This is a genomic window from Vreelandella aquamarina (assembly GCF_044805175.1).
GTDB lineage: Bacteria > Pseudomonadota > Gammaproteobacteria > Pseudomonadales > Halomonadaceae > Vreelandella > Vreelandella aquamarina_B.
The window spans coordinates 1,393,651-1,416,759 of the sequence record NZ_CP085232.1 but is presented as its reverse complement, the minus strand read 5'-3'; the positions used below and the strand labels follow the sequence as shown (position 1 = coordinate 1,416,759).

The following is a 23,109-nucleotide window of genomic DNA, read 5'->3' as shown; positions in this document are numbered from 1 at the left end:
TTTATTGATTTAGCCAGCCTGTTCGGCGCATTACAATTTTCTCAACTTCCAATATAGCCATCATAACCATGCCAATGCTAATGACTAATACACCATCTAAAAACGCTAGCGGCCGCGTATCGAAAAGAGCATGCATAGCAGGCCAGTAGGTAAATAATAATTGAGCAACGATCACCACAGCGACAGCAGACAGCACTGCAGGTGTGCCAAGTAACCCCTGCCAACTAAATGAGGTGTAGTGTAGATAGCGCACATTAAATAGATAGAAAATTTCTAATACAACGATCAAATTGACCACCAAGGTACGGGCCATCGCAAGCTCATCCCCACGTCCTAGGGAGTAAAAAAATATGCCCAGCACCGCTGCCAAAAACAGGAACGAGACAAGCGCTACACGCCAAACCAGAAAAGGCGTCAACAACCCTTGATTGGCTTGCCTAGGCGGGCGTTGCATCACGCTGGGTTCTGCCGGTTCAAACGCTAGTGCAAGTCCAAGGGTGCCCGCCGTGATAAGGTTGATCCATAAAATTTGCACCGCTGACATTGGCATTGCAAAGTTAAACAGGATAGCGGTAATAACTGCCAACACTTCTCCGCCGTTGGTAGGTAGTGTCCACGCGGTGACTTTACGGATATTGTCATAAACAACCCGACCTTCATTCACCGCCGCGACAATGGAAGCAAAGTTGTCATCCAATAAGACCATCTGGGAGGCCTCTTTCGCTGCTTCCGTCCCTTTGTGCCCCATTCCTACGCCAACATTTGCCTGTTTCAACGACGGCGCATCATTAACGCCATCGCCGGTCATGGCGACAATCGCCCCCGTTGATTGCAAGGCCCGCACGATCCGTAACTTGTGCGCTGGGTTGGTACGCGCAAAAACACTGGTATCGGCTATGATAGCGGGCAGGTCCGTATCTGAAATATCATCAAGCTCACGGCCGGTAAGAACACGTGGATTCTCCCCAAACCCCAGCTGGCGGGCAATCGCCGCTGCCGTCTCGGCGTGATCGCCGGTAATCATTTTCACTGCAATACCCGCAGAGTGGCACTCTTGAATGGCCGCCACGGCTTCTTCACGTGGCGGGTCGATCAACCCCACCAAGCCAACGAACACCAACTCATCCAGGTCGCTAAAGGCCAATGACTCAGCCTCATCGGCCATGCGTTTAACGGCAAAACCAAGTACCCGCTCTCCCTGAGCAGCTGCGTCCGCAACCTTAGCCAGCCAAGCTTCTCGGTCAAGCGCTTGTGTCTCCTCGCCATCTAATTGGGCAACACACCGCTGCAGCAGCTCATCGGGAGCTCCTTTAACAAACATCCGGCACTCGCCAGATGAATGACGATGGAGCGTGGCCATAAAGCGATGCTTAGCATCAAAGGGGATCTCATCGAGTCGCATCCATTCATGGCGGATTAACTCCGGTTCCAGGCCGACTTTCATCGCCAGTGCGACTAGTGCTCCTTCCATCGGGTCGCCCATTACCTGCCAGGCACCGCTTTCCTGGTTTAACTGAGCGTCGTTGCACAAGACGCCCGCCAGTACTAAGCAACCACTCTCTAGCCGCTGTTTATCCGCAGCAGCATCACCTTTAGAAGCGGTTTCCAGGCGCCCTTCCGGCGCATAGCCCACCCCTGTCACCGTGTAACGCCCATGAGGGACATCCAGACGCCGCACGGTCATCTCGTTACGTGTCAAAGTGCCGGTCTTGTCGGAACAGATAACCGAAGTAGCGCCAAGCGTTTCTACCGCCGGTAGTTGGCGGATCGCTGCATGACGACGCGCCATGCGCTGTACGCCGATAGCCAAAGTGATGGTGATGACAGCCGGCAGCCCCTCGGGAATAGCGCCCACCGCCAGCGCAACGACAGCCATCAGCGCGTCCGGCCAGGCATAGCCACGCGCCAACACAGCAAAGGTAAACAGCACGGCCGCCACCGCTAGCGTTACCCAGGTAAAACGCACCCCAAAATGGTTAATCTGCCGCAGCAGCGGTGTCGTCAATGGTTGCACGTCACGCAGCAAGGCACTGATGCGCCCGATTTCCGTCGCGCTCCCCGTTGCGATAACCACTCCCAACGCCTGCCCAGTAGCCACCAGGGTCCCAGAATAGGCCATGGAGTAGCGGTCGCCCAAGGCGGCGTCCTTGGGTGCCGGCACTGCCTGCTTCTCCGCCGCTACCGACTCGCCCGTTAGAATGGCTTCTTCGATACGCAAGGCACTCGCCCGCACAAGCCGCAGATCGGCAGGTACTCGGTCTCCTGGCTCAAGCGACACGATATCCCCGGGTACTATGTCATCCACGGGCATCTTGACCCGTCGCCCTTCCCTGACCAGATAAGCGTGGGGCGCCATCAGGCTGCGGATCGCACTCAGCGCCTTTTCTGCTTTTCCTTCCTGAATAAAACCGACCAAGGCATTCACCAAGACCACCGCAGCGATGACGAAGGCATCGATAAAATGCCCTAGCAACGATGCGGCAAGCGCGGCCGCTAACAGGAAATAGATCAGCGCGTTATGAAACTGGCTGAGTAGACGAAGCAAGGGGTGTCGACCGGCTACCGCTGGCAAACGGTTATGCCCATAGGTAGCAAGACGCCGCTTCGCTTCGCCTACTGTTAGCCCTGCCGTTGAGGTGTCCAGCGCGGCAAGAACATCCTCGCTGCGCCTGGCATGGGCATCATTGAGCGGTAGAACCGGTGGTGAAGCAATCTTTTGTTTAACCGTAGGCACTTCCATCCTCTCACCCTGGCAGGCGTATCCAAGAAAAATAAGTAGCCACCCGTTAAAGCTTCAATACCATCGTCACGGTATCGACGTCACCGCTGATTGGCTGAACTTCAAAACCAAACGCTTTGGCCATGTCGCGCATGGCATGGTTTTCGCGCAGAACATCGGCAAATAGCTGTTGAAGGCCAATATCACGGGCATAGTCGATCATCTGCTGCATAAGCCGATAACCAAGCCCGCTTCCTTTTATGTCGCTACGTACCATGATGGCAAACTCTGCCTTCTCTTTATTGGGGTCTGCAGATAAACGAACGACGCCTACAATGTCCTGAGTACCTAACGGCATCGCAATAAACGCCATTTCCCGGTCATAATCGATTTGGGTTAGCCGAGCGGCAAAGGCGTGATCAAACTCACGGATAGCAGCAAAAAAGCGCAACCGGATATCGTCAGGGGAAGAGTGGCGTAGCATCTCAACTAACGCCTTCTCATCCTCGGGGCGAATGGGGCGCAGGACATAACGTTGGCCATTACGTGTCTCGACCGTTTGCTCAAGATGTTGCGGGTAGGGACGAATAGCGAGCAAAGGCCGCTGAGTTGGGTCGGCTCTCACCACGATGCGAGCATCCAAGGCAAGCACTCCTGCAGCATCGGCTAGCAGCGGGTTGATATCCAGCTCGACCACACGTTCTAGCTCAATGACCAGCTGAGACAGCTTAATCAGCGAGAGCTTAATCGCCTCCATATCAGCCGCAGGCCGGTGGCGATAACCACGTAACAGCCGTGAAATGCGCGTCGACTGAATCATCTCCTGCGCTAACAGCGGGTTGAGAGGCGGCAACCCAATAACACGGTCGCCAATCAGCTCAACGGCTGTTCCCCCTTGGCCAAATAGAATAATCGGCCCGAAAAGGCTATCTTCGGCTATCCCCAGGATCAGCTCATGCGCCCCGGGGCGGCGGATCATTGGCTGCACGCTAAAGCCATCCAGCCGTGCTCCGGGGGCGTGTTGATAAATCGTGACGAGCATGTCTTCGGCCGCCTGCTTCACCGCACCGGGCGAGGCGAGGTTCAGCTGCACGCCGCCACTATCCGACTTGTGTGAAATATCCCGCGACAGAATTTTCAATACCACCGGAAAACCCAGCTGTTTTGCCGCCGCACTCGCCTCTTCCGGTGTCCGCACCGTCATAGCAGAGACGGTGGGAATGCCATAAGCCGATAGCACGGCCACCGCCTCGGGTTCGGTTAATACGGTTCGTCCATCTTCTAGTACGCGGTCAATAACCGCGTTTGCGCTGAGTTTGTCGATATAGTCGTTATTCAAAAGCGGCGGCGGTGTTTCCATCAGCGCTTGCTGGTTGCGCCGGTAACTGAATAGATGCCCAAAGGCCTGAATGGCCTGCTCGGGCGTTTCGTAGGTTGGAATGGCACGGGCAGCGAATAAGCGGCGGGCCTCGGCCGGTGCTCCCTCCCCCAGCCAGCAGGTGAGAAGCGCTGGCCGCCGCTCCCCCAGGGTGTCAACCACCGCCTGGGCAGCTTCCAGGCTGTCGGCAACCGCTGTTGGGCAGTTCATGACCAGAATCGCATCTGCTTCCTTCCCGCTCAGCAAGGCTTCAAGTGCTTCCGCATAACGTAATCCCGGCGCATCCCCCAGGATATCGACCGGATTGGCGTGGGACCAAGCGGGAGGCAGAAGCGCATCCAGGCGTGCCAGGGTCGCTTCGGAAAGCTCGGCCAAATGACCGTTCAGGCTAGCCAGCGCATCAACCGCCAATACCCCGATTCCCCCTCCGTTGGTGAGAATGGTAAGCCGGTCGCCCTTCACGCGTATCCCTGTGGCCAGCGTGCCAGCGGCTTGAAACAGCTCGTCGAGCGTTTTGACCCTTAGCATACCTGCGCGCCGGAACGCAGCATCGTAAACGGCATCGGCACCTGCCAACGCTCCGGTGTGTGACAATGCGGCCTTGGCTCCCGCTTCGCTGTGCCCTGCTTTGACTACCACCACCGGCTTATTGCGAGCGGCCATCCGCGCCGCCGAGAGGAATTTGCGAGCCTCACGAATGGCCTCGACATACAGCAGAATGGCGTGAGTATTGGGGTCGAGAGCTAAGTAGTCGAGCATGTCACCGAAATCGACATCGCTCATTGCCCCCAGAGACACCACATGCGAAAAGCCGATCCCCCTTGCTGCCGCCCAGTCGAGGATAGCGGTTGCCACCGCGCCCGACTGTGTGACAAAAGCCACTTCCCCTTTTTGGGGCGTCAGATGTGCAAAGCTGGCGTTGATACCCCGGTGGGGTGCTAACACCCCCAGGCAGTTAGGACCAACAATACGCATCAAAAACGGCTTAGCGGCATCGAGAATCGCCTGCTTGAGCGCTTGGCCATCGGCGCGCTTCCCTTCACCAAAACCGGCTGTAATCACAACGGCAGCACGGCAGCCGCGCGCACCAAGCTCGCGTATCAGACCAGGCACGCTGTCTGGCGGCGTTGCAATAATGGCCAAATCGGGAGCCAGCGGCAGCTCGCTTACCGTATGGTAATTGAGGGTCGAGCGGATCGCCCGCTCCCGTGGATTCACGGTCAGAATAGGCCCTGCGAATCCGCCATTCAGGAGATTACGCGCCAGCACCGCTCCCACAGAGCCAGGACGGTTACTAGCGCCTATCAACGCAATGGTACTAGGTGAAAACAGAGCATCTAAATTACGGATAGACATCGTTTATCTCCGATGCCGAAGGCGGCTCCATGACCAATACTGCAGCCCCAGTTAGCTTACCCTCACGGAGATCCACCAGTGCCTCATTGGCCGCATGGAGCGGATAGCACGTTGTTCTAGTCTGGATCATGGCTTCAGAGGCCAGCGATAAAAATGCCCTACCATCCTGACGGGTCAGATTGGCGACAGAGCGCAACTGACGCTCACCCCAAAGCAGTGCATACGGAAAAGAGGGAATATCACTCATATAAATACCGCCGCAAACAACGGCTCCCCCTTTGCGAACAGCACGAAGTGCAATGGGTACTAACTCCCCCACGGGAGCAAAAATAATAGCGGCATCCAGCATCACTCCAGGCGACTGTTCGGCGCTACCGACCCACGCTGCCCCCAAGTGCTGGGCAAATCGCTGAGACGCTTCATCGCCTGGGCGAGTAAAGGCGTACACTTTAATGCCCTGGCGTTTTGCAACCTGAGCCACAATATGCGCCGCCGCACCAAAACCATAAATACCAAGACTCTGTAGGCCTTCACCGCACATGACCAGGGAGCGATAACCAATCAGGCCGGCACACATCAGCGGAGCCGCTTCTGCAGCGCTATAAGTGGCGCTAATGGTAAAACAGAAGCGATGATCCGCCAGAGTATATTCAGCAAAACCACCATCTATCTGGTAACCGGTAAAACGCGCTTGATCACAAAGGTTCTCTTTCCCCTGTAAACAGTAACGGCATTCGCCGCAGCTATACCCCAGCCATGGAACACCTAGACGCTCTCCCTTCGTTAGCGTCACTCCAGGGCCACACTCAACTACACGACCAATTATTTCGTGACCAGGAATAATGGGGTAGCGGATGTCCGGCAGCTCCCCATTGAGCAGGTGTAGATCAGTACGACACACGGCACACGCTTCGACTTTCAGCAGTACCTGACCTACTCCCGGCGTAGGAATGGGTCTTTCTTTGTACTGCAACGGCCCACCCTGCTTCTCAAGCACCATGACCTTCATGCTCATGCGATCCCTTTAAGCCTCATAAACAATTGTTTATATAAACTTTTTTGACAAACCACCGCTCTACCTACAGCGCCCCTTTCCACAGTGACTATCGTTAGGCTATAAGTACTTATAGTCTAAACGCGCTTAAAAAGAAGCTCGTTAAGCAAACAAGTTTACTCACTCGTAAAATGATTGATCTAACACAACAAACATACACCCTCTACCACCCTGATACAGGCAAACAGCAAATGTTGGTAAAAAATGAAAAGCACCACTAAAAAGCTAATAAAACCATCACATTAGAAATATAAACCATGCTAAACAACCATGCTTTTATGGTAAAAAACTCATAAAAACATCTTTTTATTCTAATTTTTTGACATTGATCAAAACAGCTAAAAATTAGCTCACATACTTCTTACATACTTGCTCCTTATAGACTATATATTTAGAGAGCATAGCAAGTATCTAGCAAGAATGAGCAACAACAAGCAACAGCTATAAGGGAGGAGGCTTCACACAATGCTTTACACAATGAAAGCACTTGTTTCTGAAAGCGTTGGCCAACGGCACTGGAAGGGCATACCTGCTCAATTCGAAAAAGTGGCTAATGCCAGCTTAACAATGGCAAATACCACAATTTTTGGAAACGTCTTGGGTATTTTAAAAAGAGATGTACCACAATAGACGTCGGCCGAATATTGGGGAATAACGATATCATTGAGTAGCTAACAATAAGGCTGGATTAAGCTCTTCGCTACTCCTTCACTTCATATAAGGAACCGTATAATGACAACGTTAAAACTGCCCACTCAAACTCCTAATACAATTAATAACAACACCCTGCCTATTTTTTGGTATTCAACCTGGGAGGAAGCCGCTCAAGCATCAGCTAAACTACAGCAAATTTGGCTAGAAACACTTAACGAAGCGTTCCGCCATGAGCTTGAATTCATATCAACCATCACACCATTTTATAGCAAATTTGCCAACTGCCTGCTGGGTTTAGAAGGACCACAAACCCCTGCATCATTAGCATTTTGCTACCATCAAATGGCTGGTGATATGACACACGCTCACTTCAAGCGTATGCGCAAGGTCTCTGAGCTTAGTGAAGATTTACGCGAGCGTATTTGGTGTGAGCTTTAGCCTGTTCACTCATCCCATATAATTTTATACCGCTTCAGGGAAGGTAGCATGGGTTGCTAGTATGCCGCTTTGACATCAGCAAGAGTATACAAAGCGGCTCTTGTATCATTTTACCCAGCAGCGAATATCACATGGCAAAACTTAACTCGGAAGAGCCTATCCCCCACTGCTCACGGCATTCACGAAGCACTAGGCACTCTTTCGTTTTTTGTGTGACAAAGTCGAATAGCAACTGATGTAGCTCAGGCGTTGCATTCGTTTCCAACATCCAGTTAAAGAACACACACGTCGCTTCAGCAGATTTTTCGGCGCTGGCTAACAGCTGCTTCCCCATGTTTTCATCTACAACAAAAAAGTGCTTGGTCATTTTGCCGAAAAATGGCGGTTCTTTTTGCTGATTAGCATTCGCGCATGCACCAAGCTCCATCTGCCTTGCCACTTCCTGCAAACTACAAAGCCTGTGCACACACTCCATACCAATCGCATCCATTAAACGGCTAATGGGTGGATCGAAGGGTAGAAAACTGAGTGCCAAGCCCCGATACCGATTTAGCTCACGCACTTCATGCAAATAGGCTAAATCAAGCTGTTCCTGCGGCAGAAAAGTAAGTGCTGTTAAATTATCCATCAACGCCCCCTGTATATAAGAAAAGCCCAACGTTAAGTAATTCCTCAGGAGGTATCCTAGAGCTAGGTAAAGCTCATTTTCAATGACACTTGTCAATTTTCTTCATTAAGATTAATAAATTAACAGCGACTTAATAGCAAACCTAATACTATCTTTAGGCCAGCTTTCATACTTTATTACCAGTCCGTCAATTAGAATACCATCATCTCTTAACCGAACATGCTAAAAGCAACCAAACTCACCAGAAACACTCAACTTATTTGTTAGAAAGCCAACAACTTCGATTATCAGAATAATTAACCTTTATTATCACAAGCGTCGCTCTATATTCTAGGTAGCACGACGCTTCCCTACCCAAGAAACAAGGTCGCTACACTGGCTAACTTAAACATCAACGAGCCCTTTTACTTCGCTTATCCTGGGGTGGTACGAATGGGAGGACACTAGGAAGGCTACGCACGGCCACCCTATCCAGGTGGTCGCCCAGCAGCTGGGTGATCGCTAGCCAAAGCGGCAGCTTGATAAAGTGAGGGCTTCTCTTGACAGAACCTCTTATGAGTCCTATTAGTTAAAATATCACAACATGATATTTTTAAGCTAACTACGCTCACAACTGACTGCGAGAACAGACAATGAATCCGCTAACCATTATTCAACTGCCTTTTACTCACCTGGCGGGATGGAAGGATCTGCAGCAGCGCCACCCTTCCATCGCTACCCTGGCCTGGTGCGTGGTGTTGCCCATGTCGCTATTACCCCCTCTGATGCTCTATTACGCTGGCACACACTATGTGGGTACATACTATGGAGACACCCTCGCTCTCGGCCTCGCCGACCGGCAGTGGCGCTTCATCACTACCATCCTGTTCTTGGCTGAATTACTTACCTTTTTCGTGATGGGCTGGCTGATTTACGCGGTGGTCAACAGCAATCGCGAGCTATCGATCAGCTACCACGACGCTTATCTACTGGCCGCCTTAGCACCGTTGCCGTTATGGTCCTCAGCAATCGCTTTACTCATCCCTAGCCTGATATTCAATGCTCTAGCAGTGCTAACGGCACTAGGCATCTCTTGCAGCTTGGTCTATCACGGGCTACAAGCTTTATGTGCACGCTCAACAAATGATGTAACCACGATGTCCGTTACTTACACCATTATGGCCGCGGGGGTACTGGCATGGGGGGTGCTGATGGCTATTGTCTGGGCTTACTGAGTCACGGTTTATTTGAGTCCCAACCGCTGAGCCAGCTTGTGCAAGTTACTAGGGTCGACGGATAAGTAACGGGCAGCCTCTGCCCAAACACCATTGCAAGCCTCCAGTGCATCGCGAATGGCGTAGCGCTGGGACTCTTCAACTCGTTCGCGGAGACTCTGTGGGGCTATCTCTCTCGATACCTGCGCTTTATCTACTTTGTCGCCTCTTTGTCTTATAGGGTGAGGCAGGTCGAGCCATTCGGGTACTAGGGTGATAATGTCATCACGGTGCTCCCCCTGGCTGAGCGCCTTGATTGCCGCACGGCTAATCACATGCTCTAGTTCACGCACATTTCCCGGCCAAGCATAACTAAGCAACGCTTCCTCGGCTTCCTGTGAAAGGCGTAAGCTACGCACCCCAAGACGCATACGGTTGATTTCAAGAAAATGTCCTGCCAACACCAGCACGTCGCCACCCCGCTCGCGCAGCGGCGGAATTGCAACCGGGTAGTTTGACAGCCGATGATATAGGTCAGCGCGGAAGCCTCCTTCGCGCACAGATTCGGCCAATCGTCGATTGGTGGCAGCGATAATTCTTACATCAACCCGCCGCGGCGTATCTTCGCCCAGGCGCTGCACTTCACCCTCCTGCAAGGCACGCAGCAGCTTAGCTTGTATTGACAGCGGTAACTCGCCTACCTCATCAAGGAACAGTGTACCGCCGTCGGCAGCCTCAAAACGACCAGCACGGGCACTAACAGCGCCAGAAAATGCACCTTTTACATGCCCAAATAGCTCACTTTCAGCCAATGATTCAGGCAGTGCAGCACAGTTAACTTGTACCAGCGGTGCCTTATAGCGTGAAGAGCATTGATGTAAGCGGCGAGCAAACAGCTCCTTGCCCACCCCAGTTTCACCCACCAGAAGCACTGTCAGATCGGAGGCAGCGACAACATCAAGCTCGTGCAGCAACCTCTGAAGTACTGTGCTATGACCGAGAATGTCGCGCGCCTCTGGGGGAGAAAAACGCAAGTCCCCCTCCTGGCGGATCATGCGCAGTGCACGCAGGTCCTGCTCTAGACGGCTAACGCGCACCGCAGCCTCAACCAGCAAGGCATAGCGTTCTAATACTAAGCAGGCCGCCGTATCAAAGGTGCCCGCCACTAACGCATCCAAGGTTAAGACACCCCAAGGCTCACCCTCCACATACAAACTAATACCCATGCAGTCATGGACATGAAGCGGCTGGTCAAGCTGCTGCTCCACGAGGCCATCGTAGGGGTCAGGCAAGTCGGCATCAGGGGGAAAACGAGTCGTACGACGGCTGGCAAGAATAGTAGCCAAGCGTGGGTGGTGGGACACTTTGAAACGCCGACCTAATCCTTCGCGCACAAGCCCATCTACAGCCACCGGCATCAATGCATCTTCATCCAAGCGCAGTAGACAGACAGCACCGCAGCAAAACTCCTCACGTAGGGTGCGTACCAGGCGCTGCAACCGCACGGCACTGGGCAAATCAGCAATAAGATCAGCCAGCAATGTTTCATCAAGCATGGTGATTATCACCTTAAAATGGTGAAAAACACCCTAACACAACAGGGTATTTATCACCATTACATATATATCTATTTGATTTTTAATCAATAAAAAACTGGCATGCTGCTTGCTAAATACGTTTTGCTATAAGAGCACTGCACTCTTTCTAATATAAGGAAATGTCATGTCCATTCTCGACCAAACGGTAGGCCACACTGCCCTTTCGCTACCTGGTGCTACCCGTATCTTCCTTACCCATCACATTGATTACGGCTGCAATGGCCACATCACTCTACGAGAAGCAGCACAACGCGCCCAGCTAAACCCGGATATGCTCGCCTCCGAACTTGAGGCCCTACCTGCAAACGAAACCGATCCCCACGATTGGCAGGCATCCAGCAACAGCGCTTTGATTGACCATATCCTGACCCGCTATCACGACGTGCATCGCCAGCAGCTACCAGAGCTAACCCGAATGGCTCGTCGTGTCGAGCAGGTTCACGGAGAACACGATGCTTGCCCTCGCGGACTTGCCGACTTACTCACCGCTATTCACCAGGAAATGGAAAGCCATATGCAAAAGGAAGAGCAGATCCTCTTTCCCATGCTACGCGGTGGACTGCACAGCCAGGCCCAAGGGCCAATCACGGTCATGCGCCACGAACATGACGACCATGCTACCAGCCTTGATCAGCTAATGACGCTCACCAACAACATCTGCCCACCTCAGGGTGCCTGCAACACCTGGCGTGCGCTCTATACCGGGCTAAGCGAGTTCCGCAACGATCTTATGCAGCATATCCACCTGGAAAACAATTTACTGTTTGAGCGTGTTGGTTAAGCCAGCTACGACGACCGATCATGTCGCCCGCTTTATAACGGGCGACTTCTAACCACACGACCAGGAGATGCTATGCGCTTTTTCCGCTCTATTCTTTCTTCGCGGGATGCTAAAGAAGGTAACCAAGCTGCAGCACTGCAGGTCGAGCGCGACCAACTTCAAGCCCGTGTTAACGAACTAGAAACACAGCAGCGTCTTCATCAGCATTTATTTACCCATCTCACCGAGTTCGGTGACTCTGTAGTTGCTCTAAGAGACTCCTTCTCAGACCTCTCTGCGCTGTTGCAGAGCAACCAGCAGATTACAGACTCGACCGCCAATGAGTCGCAGCGCAGCCAAGATGCACTAACCGCCATGGTCACCGATTTACGCGCGCTCAATGTGCACATTGGTGATGCCGCCGAGCAGGTGACCTCTCTTAGAAGCGATGCCGGACATATCGAGAACTTCGTCAGCTCGATCGACAAAATCTCCATGCAGACCACGTTGCTTGCTTTTAATGCCAGTATCGAGGCAGCACGAGCCGGCGAAGCCGGACGTGGCTTTGCCGTCGTGGCCACCGAAGTGCGCGATTTAGCGTCAAGAACCAACACTACTACCCACAGAATTAGCGGTCTCAGCGGCAGCATCATGGGCCAAGCCGATCAAGTTGATAGTGTAATGAACGATAATGCACGAAAGGCCGAACGCCTGAGCCACGAAGCCAGCCATGTCATGCAGCGTACTGAACAACTGCTGGAGCTGACCAATAAAAGTACCCAAGCGCTCTCCTTCTCCGCGATGTTGAGTGAAGTGGAGTTGGCCAACCTGGAAGAGTTAGAAATTAAGTTAGAAGTCTACCGTATCTTTATGGGTCTCTCAGCCAAGACAGCCGAAGACCTGCCTGACGAATCTCAATGCGCACTAGGCCGCTGGTACTACGCAGGGACGGGAAGCAAGCAATTTTACAGCGACGAAGATTTTCAAGCGCTGGAAGCACCGCACCGCGAGGTCCATCAACGGGCTATCGAAGCCGTGACACACCATTGTGAGGGCCGTATGGACGAGGCAATGGCCTCGCTGGCAAAGATGGAAGCGGCCAATCTGGATGTTATGAAGCGTTTGCGTTACATCATGCGTAAATATCGGCCAAGTGCTCAGCAAGCTAACCTGCCGGCAACGACCAGCTCACCACATGCACTAGCTCTTTCGAGCGCCAGCCACTGAATGCTCCAATCACCCGCAGGATGACTGCACTGTCCGCATCGCTTTTCAATACGGACAGTGCTTCTGGCAGCAAAATATCGTCGTTCAAAACGCCCTATTCAGGGTCTGTAATGTCCTCAATCCAGGTTAAGGCAGCAACGGCAGCCGGAAATCCCACGGTTGGAATTGCTAACATGGCTACTTGTTTAAGTTCCTCTGCACTCACACCTTCTTTAAGGGCACGGCGAACATGGGAATGAACAGCCCCCTCAGAGCGAGCACCTATCGCTAGCGAGAGCTTGATTAAGCGCCGGCTGCGTTCATCAAGCGGCCCTGCTTCAGCACACGCTTTTCCCAAAGCAGCATAAGCATCCCATATCTCCGGGTACTGACTTGCAACATCCCCAGCCCCAGAGGGCAAATCATTTTTTGTCATAATGCAACACCTTATTGATAGACTGTGGCTCACAGTATAGAGACAGGGCGACTAAATTCCACCCTCCACTCTTAAAAGCTAAACTTACTAACTAGCCTAAACCGTTCAAACGAAGAAGTATAATGCATACTGGTTATATTAATCTTCTTCTGTTCTGTATGAAGTAAGGTTACCCAAGTCAGGAAATAGCGTATTTTCCTGCAAATGACGCAACTCAGGCTGATGCGCTTCTGCAATTTGCGTTACCTGATTTACGCCCTCTTCCAATAAATGCACCTCTATTTGACGACGATCCTCACGCCCCTGCCGTCGCTCAACCAACGACAACTGCTCACAGCGATCAACGAGCGCCACGACCCCATGATGTTTCGCTTGAAGTCGTTCAGCAAGCTCACCCACTGTCGCCCAATCTCTTCCATGAAATCCGCGAAGATGTAGCAATAATTGATACTGCAATGGTGTCAGCCCATAGCGGCGACAGATATCTTCACTATGGCGAAGAAAGCAACGCAGGTGGTAACGAAATTGTGACAACCGCTCAAAGTCGCTCTTATCAAGCGTTAACTTTTTGTCCATTTCTCAAATTCTCTTTGCATGTATTGAACCGTTTTGACAGGACATAGTGGCTATTCTAAAAACAGTATCACGCTGCGATATAAATGGCCATTTAGTTTTAAAACCATAAAAAATAAAAAGAAACCATTAAATTTTATCAAATTACTACTTAGCCAATACGTTCAATGAAGATAAGTCAGACTCAGCTATGTCAAACTCAGTTATAACGAATCATTTAGCGTTGAGAATTGGATAATGTATGTAACAAGCAGGGAGAAGAAGAAAACTCTCTATCCATCGCATCTTCCTCTGCAAGTGCTGAGAGTGTCAGCTCTTTAATCACCGAAAGGTGTGAATTTTCAATTTGACGATCTGCAGTTAGTAAGGTGAGACGCCCCATTCGAACGAAACTCATCAAAGGCAGCAGTTTATCAGGGCACGCCTTCAGCTCACTTCTGTATCGCGTAAGAAATAGTGATTTACTGATTCTTTGCTGCTGATATTGGCGACATAATGGATATGCGGGTGCTACCTCCTGGTACCACTCGCTTATTGCAAGCAAGTGTCGCGACAATCCGGCAGGCCATAACCGATCTACCAATACACGAGCACCATCGTGTTCCTCTATCGGCGCATATACCCGCTTGAGCATGATTTCATATGGCATTATATCTCCCCTCCTGCAAACATCTCCTTGATGCCCCGCAGTTCGGACGCACCGTGCTTAACTCTGCTCTGGGATCATACCCGCTGCTTGCCTGGCGGTTCTCAAGCGATCTGGAAGCGGACTGTCCATAAGCATCATCGCTATTTGTAAGGCGGCAAGGCTAGCACGCGATGCTTTTTTGTGCAGATGGAATTATAGGTTTTTTTGATGCGGGAGTGGCGAAGGTGACAACGATATATGTCAGTGCCCCATTCCGTAGGATGCCTACAAAGTGGGTTATGTCATTTTAGCTGGAATTTATGTCAAAACAGACCGGAAACGACAAGAAATGGAGGCGGCCCCAAAAGCCACATCCCGGCACACGCAGCCACCACTACCGTTGCTCCCTTCCGGGCCTGGCGGGGTTCGCAGTTTAGCGTTGCGGGAGGACCTAAGGGGCCACCATAGTCGTATGCTTTTGAGCTGCATACTTGCGCTGCTTGGTGGCTACGCCCTGATTTGAACAGGGGACCCCATCATTATGAGTGATGTGCTCTAACCAACTGAGCTACGTAGCCTTTGCGACATCAGCGGGTGCAGAGTATGCCTACATTGGCGGCAAAAGGCAAGCCGTGGCGGCCTGCCTTTTGGTTATCCAGGCCAATGGGCTTACAGCGCCGCCTGCACAGCGGGCAATGCTTCTTGCCCGTCGCGGGTCGTCACTCCCTCCAGCCACGCTTCCAGCACCTCTGGGTGTTCACTTAAATAGCTACGGGCAGCGTCGCGCGGCGCAATACCTTCATCCATAATAGCGCCCATGAGCTGGTTTTCCATTTCCAGCGTAAACGTCATATTACTAAGCAGTTCGCCAACGTTGGGGCAGGATTCGACAAAACCGGCACGGGTATTGGTATACACCGTCGCACCGCCTAGATTCGGGCCAAAGTAGTCGTCTGCGTCGGACAGGTAGGCCATCTCGAAATTGGTGTTCATGGGGTGCGGCTCCCACCCCAGGAACACCATCCACTTCTCATTGGGCACCCGTGCGCGAAGCTCGGCGAGCATACCCGCTTCGCTGGAATCGATGACCTGCCAATCCCCTAGCCCGTAAGCATCATCATCAATCATTTGCTGGATGAGCTCGTTTCCGTCATTGCCTGCTTCAATACCGTGAATACGCTTTTCAAACTGGTCTGCGTGTTCAGCTAAATCGGTCACCGAGGTAACGCCCGCATCATACACATACTGCGGCACCGCTAGGGTATACTTAGCACCCTCAAGGTTAGCCACTAAGCGCTCTACTTCCCCACGCTCGATGTAGGGGTCGCTGATCGAGGCCATGGAGGGCATCCAGTTGCCCAAAAACACATCAAAATCGTTATTACGCATACCCGCATAGGCGATGGGTACCGACACCGTATCCACCTGCGGCTCGTAGCCCAGTGCGTCCAATACCTCGCTGGCCAGCGCCGTCGTCGCGGTAATATCGGTCCAACCCACCTCAGCAAATCGAACGCTACTACACTCATTAGCGTAAGCCACTACCGGTAGGCAGGCAGTGATTAATAAAGCGCTCAAGCGTCGTGTGTATGTCCGTTTCATTTTGATCATTCTCCCGTTATCGGTTTTATATGAACTCGCCTTCGCGTCATGATCGCTAAGTCGAGAAGCAATAACGCACTCTTTTATTGATTGAACGTTCAATAAAAAAATGCCATCATACACAGGTAATCATGCCTACTCCCGCTTTTCAAGGTGAGGAGCCAATGGGCATTCAACGTCATTAGGAGATAGCTGTGCCTAAGGTGGGAATGGAACCAATACGCCGCCAGCAGTTAATTAAGGCCACCATGGCGGCCATTGATGAGGTTGGCCTTGCCGAGGCAACGGTGATGCGCATCGCCCGCCACGCAGGGGTTTCCGCAGGAATTATCAGCCACTATTTTGGCGGTAAGGACGGCTTGCTAGAAGCCACCATGCGGCAGATTTTGACGGATCTTAGCGATGCCGTTGCCGCACGCCGCCGCGCTCTGGAAGATGACTCCCCCCGCGCCCATATCGGTGCGATTATTGAGGGCAACTTCGACCGCACCCAGGTGACCGGCCCTGCCGCCAAAACCTGGCTTGCCTTCTGGGCCAGCAGCATGCACAAGCCCGTGCTACAGCGGCTGCAATATGTTAACGACCGCCGCCTGTATGCCAACCTCTGCCACCAGTTCCAGCGGGTCATGCCTCGGCCCGACGCCCGCAACGCCGCACGCGGCTTAGCCGCCATGATTGATGGCTTGTGGTTGCGCGGTGCCTTAACCCCCGAAGGCCTGGATGCCGAAGAAGCACGGCACCTGGCGCACACCTATCTCGACCAGTTACTGACACATTACGGGTGCTACCAAGACGCATCCACTGCCGAACTTTATTAAGGAGATCAGCATGGCCGCTCAGGACGTTCAGCCCCTCTACATTGATGGTCGCCCGGTGGATGCCACCTCCGGCGAAACATTTACCGTTACCAACCCCTATGATGGCAGCCTGCTGGCCACCATTGGCCAGGCAAGCCAAGCCGATGTCGATAGCGCCATTCAAGCCGCCCAGCGCGGCCAGCGAGAATGGGCTGCGATGACCGGCATGGAGCGCTCGCGCATCCTGCTGCGTGCCGTAGCGCTTCTTCGTGAACGCAACGACGAGCTTGCCGAGCTGGAGACCCGCAATACCGGCAAACCCATCAGTGAAACCGCCAGCGTTGATATCGTCACCGGTGCCGATGCTCTGGAGTACTACGCAGGCCTCGCCCCCGCCATTGAAGGCAGCCAGATCCCCCTGCGCGATAGCTCGTTCGTTTACACCCGCCGCGAACCGCTGGGCGTGATTGGTGCCATTGGCGCCTGGAACTACCCCATCCAAATTGCCTGCTGGAAGGCCGCCCCAGCGCTGGCCGCTGGCAATGCGATTGTGTTCAAGCCCAGCGAAGTGACCCCACTGACGGCGATCAAGCTTGCCGAAATCTTCACCGAGGCAGGCCTGCCCAACGGCGTGTTTAACGTGGTGCAGGGCGATGGTCGCGTCGGTGCCATGCTGACCGAGCACCCTGGCATTGCCAAAGTTTCGTTTACCGGCGAAGTCGGCACCGGCAAGAAAGTCATGGCCGCTGCCGGTGGCTCTACGCTAAAAGACGTGACGATGGAACTGGGCGGCAAATCGCCGCTAATCGTGTTTGCAGATGCCGACCTTGACCGTGCGGCGGATGCCGCCATGATGGCGAACTTCTACTCCAGCGGCCAAATCTGCACCAACGGCACCCGCGTGTTCGTTGAGCGCAGCGTCAAAGAGGCGTTCGAAGCCAAGCTGGTTGAGCGCGTGGCACGCATCAAAGCGGGCAACCCAATGGACCCTAGCGTCAACTTCGGCCCGCTGGTGAGCTTTGAACACCAGGAGAAAGTGCTCTCCTACATCGCGCTCGGCAAAGAGCAAGGCGCGCGCGTGCTGGCCGGTGGCGACCCCTGGAACAGCGGCCAATGGGCGAACGGTGCCTGGGCAGCCCCCACGGTATTTACCGACTGCACCGATGAGATGCGCATCGTCAAAGAAGAGATCTTTGGCCCGGTGATGTCGGTACTCGCCTTTGATGACGAAGACGAAGTGATCCGCCGCGCCAACGACACCAAGTACGGCCTAGCCGCCGGCGTCTTCAGCGAGAGCCTGAACCGCGCACACCGCGTGATTCACCAACTGGAAGCGGGCATCTGCTGGGTCAACACCTGGGGCGAATCTCCCTCTGAAATGCCGGTGGGTGGCTACAAGGAGTCCGGCATTGGCCGCGAAAACGGTGTGGAAACGCTGAACCACTACACCCAGACCAAGTCGGTACAGATCGAGATGGGCCCGTTTGAGTCGGTGTTTTAGATCGAAGTCATGGACTTCGCCCCAACTCTTCGACTCTGCCAAGGTAACACCATGTCTCAAGCACCTGAATTTGATTACATCATTATCGGCGCCGGCTCGGCAGGTAACGTGCTGGCCACGCGCCTAACCGAAGATAGCGATGTCAGCGTTCTGCTGCTGGAAGCCGGCGGGCCCGATTACCGCTTCGACTTCCGCACCCAAATGCCCGCCGCGCTGGCCTACCCGCTGCAGGGTAAGCGCTACAACTGGGCGTTTGAAACCGACCCCGAACCGCACATGAACAACCGTCGCATGGAGTGTGGTCGTGGTAAGGGCCTGGGCGGCTCCTCGCTAATTAACGGCATGTGCTACATTCGCGGTAACGCCCTGGACTACGACAACTGGGCCAAACAGCCCGGCCTGGAAGAGTGGGACTACCTAAGCTGCCTGCCCTACTTCAAAAAGTGCGAAACCCGCGATATCGGCCCGAACGACTATCACGGCGGCGATGGCCCCGTTAGCGTTACCACGCCCAAAGCAGGCAACAATCCGCTTTATCGCACCTTTATCGAAGCAGGCAAACAGGCAGGCTACCCAGAAGCCGACGACGTCAACGGCTACCAGCAGGAGGGCTTCGGCCCCATGGACCGCTTCGTGACGCCCAAGGGCCGCCGCGCCTCTACCGCCCGTGGCTACCTGGATACCGCCAAACAGCGCAGCAACCTGACCATCGAAACCCACGCCGTCACCGATGTGATCGAATTCGATGGCAAGCGCGCCGTCGGTGTGCGCTACGAGCAAAAAGGCCAGCCCAAACAGGCCCGTGCGCGCCGTGAAGTGTTGCTATGCGGCGGCGCCATTGCGTCTCCGCAAATTCTCCAGCGCTCCGGTGTTGGCAACCCTGAGTGGCTGAAAGAGCTGGGCATTCCCGTGGTGCACGCGCTCCCAGGGGTCGGTGAAAACCTGCAAGACCACCTGGAAATGTACATTCAGTACGAGTGTAAAGAGCCTATTTCGCTCTACCCGGCATTGAAGTGGTACAACCAACCCAAAATCGGTGCCGAATGGCTGTTTAACGGCACCGGTATAGGCGCCAGCAACCAGTTTGAGTCCTGTGGCTTTATTCGCAGCCGTGACGAGGAGGAGTGGCCCAACTTGCAGTACCACTTCCTACCCATCGCCATTAGCTACAACGGCAAAAGTGCTGTGCAGGCTCATGGCTTCCAGGCCCACGTCGGTTCCATGCGCTCAGAAAGCCGTGGTCGCATTCGCCTGACATCCAAGGACCCCCACGCCGCGCCCAGCATCCTGTTTAACTACATGTCTAAAGAGAAGGACTGGGAAGAGTTTCGCGATGCGATCCGCTTGACCCGTGAGATCATCGCCCAACCCGCCTTTGACCAGTATCGCGGTCGCGAGATATCCCCTGGCCCTAGCGTGCAAAGCGACGCCGAGCTAGATAACTTCGTCAAGCAGCACGCCGAAACCGCCTACCACCCCTGCGGCAGCTGTCGCATGGGTGAAGACGACATGGCGGTGACCGATGCCCAGGGCCGCGTGCATGGGCTTGACGGGTTACGCGTAGTGGATGCGTCGCTGTTCCCGGTCATTCCTACCGGCAACCTGAACGCCCCGACCATCATGCTGGCGGAAAAAATTGCCGACCGTATTCGTGGCCGCGAGCCGCTGCCCCGCGCCAGCGTCGATTACTACGTTGCCAACGGCGCCCCCGCCAAACAAGCGTAAGCTAGCTCAGCCCGCCCAAGAAGAAACGCCATGGCCAAGCGCCGTGGCGTTTTTTTTATATCCTAACCACGCTACAGTGACATATATGTAGCGAACGTATAACGGCGAAAAGCTTGCACTTAGACAGGCGTCTCTGCGAATATTCAAACATACGTTTAAATACGTTCTTTCATCACTACCCATGGAGAACCCCCATGCTCACCCTACTTCTTATTGTGCTTGCCATTGCGGGCTTGCTCGTGGTGATGCGCCGCGAGGCAGGCGCTACGCCTGCTATTGCCCTGCTTGGCATTCTTGGCTTAATAGGCGTTGTGTTAGACGCACCGGTTATCGGCACGCTGCTTTTAATCACCGCCGCCGCCGTTGCCATCGCGGGCCTGCCCTTCCTACGCCGTAAGTGGCTAACCCCGCGCATTTTTGCCACCTTCAAGAAAGTAGCCCCTAAGGTATCCGATACCGAGCGCACCGCACTTGAAGCGGGCAGCGTTTCCTGGGATGGCGAACTCTTCTCCGGCAAGCCCCAATGGCAATCACTGCTCAACTACAAAGATGAAGGCTTAAGCGATGAGGAGCAGGCGTTTTTGGACAACCAGTGCGCTAAAGCCGCTGGCATGTGCAACGCCTGGGATATCGCCCGTGAGCGCGCCGACCTACCCCAAGAGCTGTGGGACTACCTGAAAAAAGAGGGCTTCTTCGGCATGATCATTCCGAAGGAGTACGGCGGCCTGGGCTTCTCTGCCAAAGCACAATCCATGGTGCTGCAGAAGCTTTCCGCCAATGAAACCCTAATGGTGACCGTGGGCGTGCCCAACTCCCTCGGCCCGGGCGAATTGCTGCTGAAGTACGGCACCCAAGAGCAGAAAGACCACTACCTACCGCGCCTGGCGGATGGCCGTGAAATCCCCTGCTTTGGCCTAACCGGCCCCCGTGCAGGCTCCGATGCTACCTCGCTGCCGGATACCGGCGTGGTGTGCAAGCAGGTCGTTAACGGCGAAGAAGTGGTCGGTGTGCGCCTCAACTTCGAGAAACGCTGGATTACCCTGGCGCCCATTGCCACTGTGGTTGGTCTCGCATTCCGTCTTTTCGACCCTGAGAACCTGCTAGGCGATGAGGAAGATCGCGGTATTACCCTGGCGCTGATCCCCCGCGATACCCAGGGAATGGAAATTGGCCGACGCCACCACCCCATCGGCAGCCCGTTCATGAATGGCCCGATTAAAGGCAAAGACGTTTTCGTACCGCTGAATACCATCATCGGCGGCCCGGATATGATCGGCCAGGGCTGGCGTATGCTGGTGGAGTGCCTCTCCATTGGCCGCTGCATCACGCTGCCTTCAGGCGCCACCGGCACCGCGCGCTACGCGCTGGGCTGGAGCGGTGGTTTCACCCGTGTGCGCCGTCAGTTCAACGTACCGGTGGCCGAAATGGAAGGCGTCCAAGAGCCGCTCGCGCGCATGGCGTCGCTGGCCTACATTTCCGCCGCCACGGTGTACCAAACCGCTAACCTGATCGACCACGGCGAGAAACCGGCGGTGCCCTCGGCCATTCTGAAAAGCCAGTTGACCGAGTTCCAGCGCGTGCTGCTTAGCGATGCGATGGACGTTCACGGTGGTAAAGCGGTCACGCTTGGCCCGCGCAACTACCTGGGTATTGGCTACAGCGCCAACCCAGTAGCCATCACCGTTGAAGGCGCGAACATCATGACCCGCAACCTGATGATCTTTGGTCAGGGCGCGATTCGCTGCCACCCCTATGTGCTGGAAGAGCTGGCCGCCAAAGATGCCAACGATGTGAAAGCGTTCGATAAAGCCTTCTTTGGCCATGCGGGCTTGATCTTCGGCAACGCGGCGCGCGCCTTCACCCAAGGGCTTGGCATTGGCAAACCGAGCGTACCGTTCAGCGGCCCCGCCGCTGGCTATGCCCAGGATATCGCGCGCCTCTCGGCGGGATTCGGCTTATGCGCGGATGCCGCCATGGCCAGCCTAGGCTCTGCGCTGAAAAAGCGCGAAATGCTCTCTGCGCGCCTGGGCGATGTGCTCTCTAACCTCTACCTCGCCTCTATGGTGCTCAAGCAGTGGCATAACGGCAACAAAGTTGAAGGCGAAGAAGCGCTGCTCCATTACAGCCTGCAGTTCCTGCTCAACCGCGCCGAGCAGGCGTTTGTGGAGATTTTCGACAACCTGCCAAACCGCGCGCTGGGTAAAGTATTGAAAGTTGTGGTGATGCCCACCGGCCGCCGCTGGAACAAACCCCACGACGACCTGGCCCGCGACATCGCCCAGCGGGTGTCTACCCATAGCGCGCTGCGTAGCAAGCTGCTCTCTAATACCTGGGATAAAGACGACGGCACCGTTAGCAACCCGCTAGCCCGCTACAATGCCCTGCTGAGCGACTATGACCGCGCCGAAGCGATCTACCGCACGGTAAACAAAGCCTACGCCAAAGGGGAGCTGCCACAGACAGCGCTACACCCCGAAGCGCGGGTAGAAGCAGCGCTGGAAAAAGGCCTAATTAGCGAAGAGGACACCAACTTCATGCGTACCTTTGAGGCTGAAGTGCTAGAAATGCTCACAGTGGATGACTTTGCCTACGACGCCTTTGCCAATGATAAGTCGACACTGATCGACCACAACGCGGCAGCGGCCAAAGCATCTACTCAGGCGGAAATTAGCGTGAAATAACCTAGCCGCAAGGCAAATCCTCTCAACCGGCCCCCTGTGGGCCGGTTTTTTTATGGCACCACCGCCATGTTCCAAAACGAATCAAACGAACATTACCAGCCCTACTTTTCGGTTCATATCGCGCACATAGCCTCATCAAAGTCACTCATCACTCTCTCATCAGTCGTTTTCTACGCCTAAAA

17 protein-coding genes, 1 tRNA gene and 1 other RNA gene are annotated in these 23,109 nt (G+C 54.1%); 8 read left to right on the top strand and 11 right to left on the bottom strand.

Annotated elements, in window-relative coordinates:
- Position 1: 1 nt before the first annotated feature.
- From LG300_RS06615 to LG300_RS06605, 3 genes are read right to left on the bottom strand one after another with little or no spacing between them, the layout of a single operon-like run.
- Positions 2-2,740 carry a cation-transporting P-type ATPase gene (locus tag LG300_RS06615; protein ID WP_404377604.1) on the bottom strand — a complete coding sequence of 913 codons (2,739 nt, stop codon included), beginning with the start codon at positions 2,738-2,740 and terminating at the stop codon, positions 2-4.
- A gap of 46 nt (positions 2,741-2,786) precedes the next feature.
- The gene (locus tag LG300_RS06610; protein ID WP_404377603.1) at positions 2,787-5,453 is read right to left on the bottom strand and encodes a GNAT family N-acetyltransferase; all 2,667 of its coding nucleotides are present in this window, start codon (positions 5,451-5,453) and stop codon (positions 2,787-2,789) included.
- On the bottom strand, positions 5,440-6,468 hold the full coding sequence (locus LG300_RS06605) for a zinc-dependent alcohol dehydrogenase family protein (protein WP_404377602.1): 1,029 nt from the start codon (positions 6,466-6,468) through the stop codon (positions 5,440-5,442). Before LG300_RS06605 ends, LG300_RS06610 begins: the two co-directional genes overlap by 14 nt.
- A 771-nt stretch (positions 6,469-7,239) precedes the next feature.
- On the opposite strand from LG300_RS06605, the gene LG300_RS06600 reads away from it, so the two are divergent.
- Positions 7,240-7,599, top strand: coding sequence for a hypothetical protein (locus LG300_RS06600; protein WP_404377601.1), 360 nt, complete (start codon positions 7,240-7,242; stop codon positions 7,597-7,599).
- 127 nt (positions 7,600-7,726) lie between these two features.
- Here LG300_RS06600 and LG300_RS06595 read toward each other — a convergent pair whose 3' ends face one another.
- A complete protein-coding gene (locus tag LG300_RS06595; RefSeq protein WP_404377600.1) occupies positions 7,727-8,227 on the bottom strand; it encodes a hypothetical protein in 501 nt (166 codons plus the stop codon).
- Positions 8,228-8,859: 632 nt separating this feature from the next.
- Between LG300_RS06595 and LG300_RS06590 the strand changes: the two genes are divergently transcribed.
- A complete protein-coding gene (locus tag LG300_RS06590) occupies positions 8,860-9,441 on the top strand; it encodes a YIP1 family protein (RefSeq protein ID WP_404377599.1) in 582 nt (193 codons plus the stop codon).
- 8 nt (positions 9,442-9,449) lie between these two features.
- Here LG300_RS06590 and norR read toward each other — a convergent pair whose 3' ends face one another.
- Positions 9,450-10,976 carry a nitric oxide reductase transcriptional regulator NorR gene (norR, locus tag LG300_RS06585; RefSeq protein ID WP_404377598.1) on the bottom strand — a complete coding sequence of 509 codons (1,527 nt, stop codon included), beginning with the start codon at positions 10,974-10,976 and terminating at the stop codon, positions 9,450-9,452.
- A 166-nt stretch (positions 10,977-11,142) separates the two neighbouring features.
- Between norR and ytfE the strand changes: the two genes are divergently transcribed.
- Both ytfE and LG300_RS06575 read left to right on the top strand, forming a co-directional pair.
- A complete protein-coding gene (ytfE, locus tag LG300_RS06580) occupies positions 11,143-11,799 on the top strand; it encodes an iron-sulfur cluster repair protein YtfE (protein ID WP_404377597.1) in 657 nt (218 codons plus the stop codon).
- A gap of 72 nt (positions 11,800-11,871) precedes the next feature.
- Positions 11,872-13,005 carry a methyl-accepting chemotaxis protein gene (locus LG300_RS06575; RefSeq protein WP_404377596.1) on the top strand — a complete coding sequence of 378 codons (1,134 nt, stop codon included), beginning with the start codon at positions 11,872-11,874 and terminating at the stop codon, positions 13,003-13,005.
- A gap of 94 nt (positions 13,006-13,099) precedes the next feature.
- Here the strand turns inward: LG300_RS06575 and LG300_RS06570 are convergent, their stop codons facing one another.
- The 6 genes from LG300_RS06570 to LG300_RS06545 form a co-directional block, all read right to left on the bottom strand.
- Positions 13,100-13,420, bottom strand: coding sequence for a carboxymuconolactone decarboxylase family protein (locus tag LG300_RS06570; RefSeq protein ID WP_404377595.1), 321 nt, complete (start codon positions 13,418-13,420; stop codon positions 13,100-13,102).
- Between the two features lie 138 nt (positions 13,421-13,558).
- Positions 13,559-13,996, bottom strand: coding sequence for a MarR family winged helix-turn-helix transcriptional regulator (locus LG300_RS06565; protein ID WP_404377594.1), 438 nt, complete (start codon positions 13,994-13,996; stop codon positions 13,559-13,561).
- A gap of 214 nt (positions 13,997-14,210) precedes the next feature.
- Positions 14,211-14,642 carry a DUF488 domain-containing protein gene (locus LG300_RS06560; protein WP_404377593.1) on the bottom strand — a complete coding sequence of 144 codons (432 nt, stop codon included), beginning with the start codon at positions 14,640-14,642 and terminating at the stop codon, positions 14,211-14,213.
- 338 nt (positions 14,643-14,980) lie between these two features.
- Positions 14,981-15,077: signal recognition particle sRNA small type (gene ffs, locus LG300_RS06555), an RNA gene on the bottom strand.
- Positions 15,078-15,122: 45 nt separating this feature from the next.
- Positions 15,123-15,199, bottom strand: a tRNA-Met gene (locus LG300_RS06550).
- Between the two features lie 91 nt (positions 15,200-15,290).
- On the bottom strand, positions 15,291-16,223 hold the full coding sequence (locus LG300_RS06545) for a choline ABC transporter substrate-binding protein (RefSeq protein WP_404377592.1): 933 nt from the start codon (positions 16,221-16,223) through the stop codon (positions 15,291-15,293).
- Between the two features lie 209 nt (positions 16,224-16,432).
- On the opposite strand from LG300_RS06545, the gene betI reads away from it, so the two are divergent.
- The 4 genes from betI (at position 16,433) to LG300_RS06525 (ending at position 22,927) form a co-directional block, all read left to right on the top strand.
- The gene (gene betI, locus LG300_RS06540) at positions 16,433-17,041 is read left to right on the top strand and encodes a transcriptional regulator BetI (protein WP_404377591.1); all 609 of its coding nucleotides are present in this window, start codon (positions 16,433-16,435) and stop codon (positions 17,039-17,041) included.
- Between the two features lie 10 nt (positions 17,042-17,051).
- Complete coding sequence (betB, locus tag LG300_RS06535) at positions 17,052-18,521, top strand: betaine-aldehyde dehydrogenase (protein ID WP_404377590.1); 1,470 nt, start codon at positions 17,052-17,054, stop codon at positions 18,519-18,521.
- A 51-nt stretch (positions 18,522-18,572) separates the two neighbouring features.
- On the top strand, positions 18,573-20,246 hold the full coding sequence (betA, locus tag LG300_RS06530; RefSeq protein ID WP_404377589.1) for a choline dehydrogenase: 1,674 nt from the start codon (positions 18,573-18,575) through the stop codon (positions 20,244-20,246).
- A gap of 194 nt (positions 20,247-20,440) precedes the next feature.
- Positions 20,441-22,927, top strand: a complete 2,487-nt coding sequence (locus tag LG300_RS06525; protein WP_404377588.1) for an acyl-CoA dehydrogenase — start codon at positions 20,441-20,443, stop codon at positions 22,925-22,927.
- The last annotated feature ends 182 nt before the right edge of the window (positions 22,928-23,109 follow it).